Source organism: Methylobacterium sp. (assembly GCF_028290105.1).
In the GTDB taxonomy this organism is placed as follows: Bacteria; Pseudomonadota; Alphaproteobacteria; order Rhizobiales; family Beijerinckiaceae; genus Methylobacterium.
Window position 1 is genome coordinate 1 of sequence record NZ_JAQGKL010000285.1, and the last position, 2,936, is coordinate 2,936.

Below are 2,936 nucleotides of genomic sequence, written 5' to 3' on the forward strand. Positions count from 1 at the left end.
GGAACGGATCCTTTGGGGATGGCGACCGTCGACGCCCGTCCATGGGGTCGCCCTCACATGAGCGCGACGACGGGCGTGCCACCCTTCACCAGCGCCGAACGGTTCGGACACGACGCGCTCGGCCCGATCATGGCCGAGTTCAGTCTCCGCCTCTGGCTGGCTTTGCGCTTCTTCCCGCATCGGGAGGATGCGACCGTGCTCTTCTGTGCCCGAGGGGGGCTTCGCCTCAAGCAGGTCTACGAGCGTTTCCTGGCCCGCACCGGGTTGCCGTCCCCGATCCGGGCCGAGACGCTGATGGTCTCCCGACTGGTAGCCGCGCGAACCTGCGTGACGGAGCCCGGCGAGGCTCTCCTGTCCGAACTTGGGCGGGAATTCGCCGGACGCCCGATGGCGGAAGTCGCCTTCGCCTTGGCGCAGCGTCCCGGCGTGCAGCTCTCCGCGCATTGGGACGCGCCGTTCGAGGCCGGACGGTTCGTTCGGCTTCTGAGGGGGGCCGATTCCGGAGCCGACTTGATCCGGCAGGCGGTCGCGGATCAGGATGCCTTGTTTCGCCGGCACCTCCAGGCGCGCACCGGCGGCCGTGAGCATGTCATCCTCTGTGACACGGGCCTCTACGGCAGCACGGTCCGGCTCCTGCGCGATGGAATTCCGGACCGGCACTGGCTCTGCCTGCAATTCGCGCGGAGCAACTACAAGCGCCTCGCCACCCCGCACTTCGACTGCACCCTCGGCCTCTCCGTCCAGAGCGACACTTACAAGCCTTGGGACAGGCGGACCGCGGCCCTACGGTTCTGGCAATTGATCGAGGCCGTGCTGGAACCGAACCTTCCGAGTGTCCGAACCTTCGCAAATCCCGGTCCGAACGAAGAGCCGCGTTCGAACCTCGAGATCCCGGATTGGCAGGCGCGCCTCGGCGAGGACGACCACGGCCTCTTCACGGGGCTTCTCGCCTATCTCGACCGCCTCGATGGAACGGCCCTTGCACGGATCGAGGACGAGGCCGTGCTCGGATGGCGGCGCCTGCGACGGGCGGTCGTCTGGCCCGGCCCGGACGATATTGCCACCTTGAGCCTGCCCGACCGGTCGCGCGATTTCGGCCGCAGCGAGCGGGTGACGCAGTTCGCATCTGGCTCCTCCGTGCGGGCACGCCGCGCGATGACCATCCGTGACAGCCTCTGGCGCGAGGGAGCCATCATGCGGATGTTCCCGCGCACAGGCTGCGCCGGACTGCTCGCGATCGAGTTGGTCCAGACCGGCCGCGCCCTGCGGGCGGCCACCCGAGGACGGTTGGGCGGGGCGGCGGTTCGCGGCGGTGCGCCGTCATGAGGATCCTTCATCTGTCGAATCATTGCCACGAGATCGGCAACGGCATCATGAACGTCGCCGTAGACGTCGCCTGCCGCCAGGTCGCGCAGGGTCATACGGTGGCCATGGCGAGCGCCGGCGGCTCCTACGTGAGGCTGTTGGCCGAGAACGGCGTCGGACATTTCCAGCTGCGCCAAACTTGGCAGGCGCCGTGGACGCTGCCGCGCTCCGCCCTCCGGCTGCACGCCCTCATCCGTACCTGGAAGCCGGACGTGGTCCACGCCCATATGATGACCGGCGCGCTTCTCGGTCGCGGCGTCCGCTTCGGGGCGGCTTGGCGGCTGGTGACGACGGTGCACAACGAGTGGCAGCCCAGCGCGGTGTTGATGGGCGTGGGCGACCGGGTCATCGCCGTCAGCGCGGCCGTCGCGACCCGGATGGCCGCGCGGCGGGTCGCCCCGGGGAAGATCGATGTCGTCCGCAACGGCCCGCTGAACTCACCGCGCCGGCTGCCGGGCGATGGGGCGGTGGCGAGTCTCACCCATCCGGCGATCCTGACCGTTGCCGGTCTCTACCTTCGAAAAGGAATCGCCGATCTGATCGCCGCCTTCGGTACGCTGGCAGAACGCCATCCGACGGCGACGCTCTACGTGGTCGGGGACGGTCCGGACCGCGCGACATTCGAAGCGCAGGCGCGTGCCGCCGGACTGGGCGGACGCATCCACTTCACCGGGTTCCTGGCGGATCCGCGACCTTATTTCCGGGGCGCCGACATCTTCGTTCTCGCCTCGCTCAGCGAACCGTTCGGTCTCGTCGTCGCGGAGGCCCGCGAGATGGGCTGCGCGGTGGTCGCGAGCGATGTCGGGGGGATCCCGGAGGTCCTTGAGGATGGACGTGCCGGTCTCCTCGTCCCACCGGGGAATCCTGCGGCTCTGGGGCGGACGCTTGCCGGGCTGCTCGACGACCCATCCACCCTGATCCGGTGGCAGGCGGCGGCCCGCCGGGGGCTTGACTGGCTCGACGTGGGACGCGTCGCCGAGGAAACTGTTCAGGTCTACCAGCGCGCCATCGACTTCCATCGCTGGCGAGGGCAGCTCCCCCTGGCGAGGCGCAATGCTGCGGTCCCCCATGTCGACGCATCCGTGGATTAGGCCATGTCAGCGCGCTTCGCCCGGAACTCGTTTTTCGCCACGCTGGCTGGAGTCGCGACCGCGCTCGGCAGCTTCCTCAGCATGGTCATCGTTGCGCGCCTCCTGGGGCCTACCCAGACCGGAATCATCGCCTATGCCCTCTGGGTCGCGACCCTTGCCGTCACCGTTGCGGATTTCGGCATCTTCCAGTCCCTCACCCGATACATGCCAGAACTCACATCCGGTGACGACGAGGATGCCGCGCGGGGATTTGCCGCCTATCTGCTGCGCCCATTCCTCGCCTTCGCGGTCCTGGGAGCCGCGGCCTTCGCGTGGCGCGGCTTCGAGGCCGACGGACCGGACCCGAACGCGCTGGCACGGATCTGGTGGCTGATCGGCCTCCTGTTCACGACGCAACTCCTCGCGAGCTTCGGCATCGGCATGCTCCGTGGCCTCCAGCGGTTCGATGCCGCCGCGAAGCTGACGTTAGGCTCGCTCGTG

General features: G+C 68.7%; 3 protein-coding genes. All 3 read left to right on the forward strand.

From position 1 onward, the window contains the following. Positions 1-57 precede the first annotated feature (57 nt). The gene (locus JWQ05_RS19360) at positions 58-1,326 is read left to right on the forward strand and encodes a glycosyltransferase (RefSeq protein ID WP_299662127.1); all 1,269 of its coding nucleotides are present in this window, start codon (positions 58-60) and stop codon (positions 1,324-1,326) included. A 47-nt stretch (positions 1,327-1,373) separates the two neighbouring features. Further along, complete coding sequence (locus JWQ05_RS19365; RefSeq protein WP_299662133.1) at positions 1,374-2,456, forward strand: glycosyltransferase family 4 protein; 1,083 nt, start codon at positions 1,374-1,376, stop codon at positions 2,454-2,456. Between the two features lie 3 nt (positions 2,457-2,459). Further along, a partial coding sequence (locus JWQ05_RS19370) for an oligosaccharide flippase family protein (protein ID WP_299662130.1) occupies positions 2,460-2,936 on the forward strand: 477 nt, incomplete at its 3' end.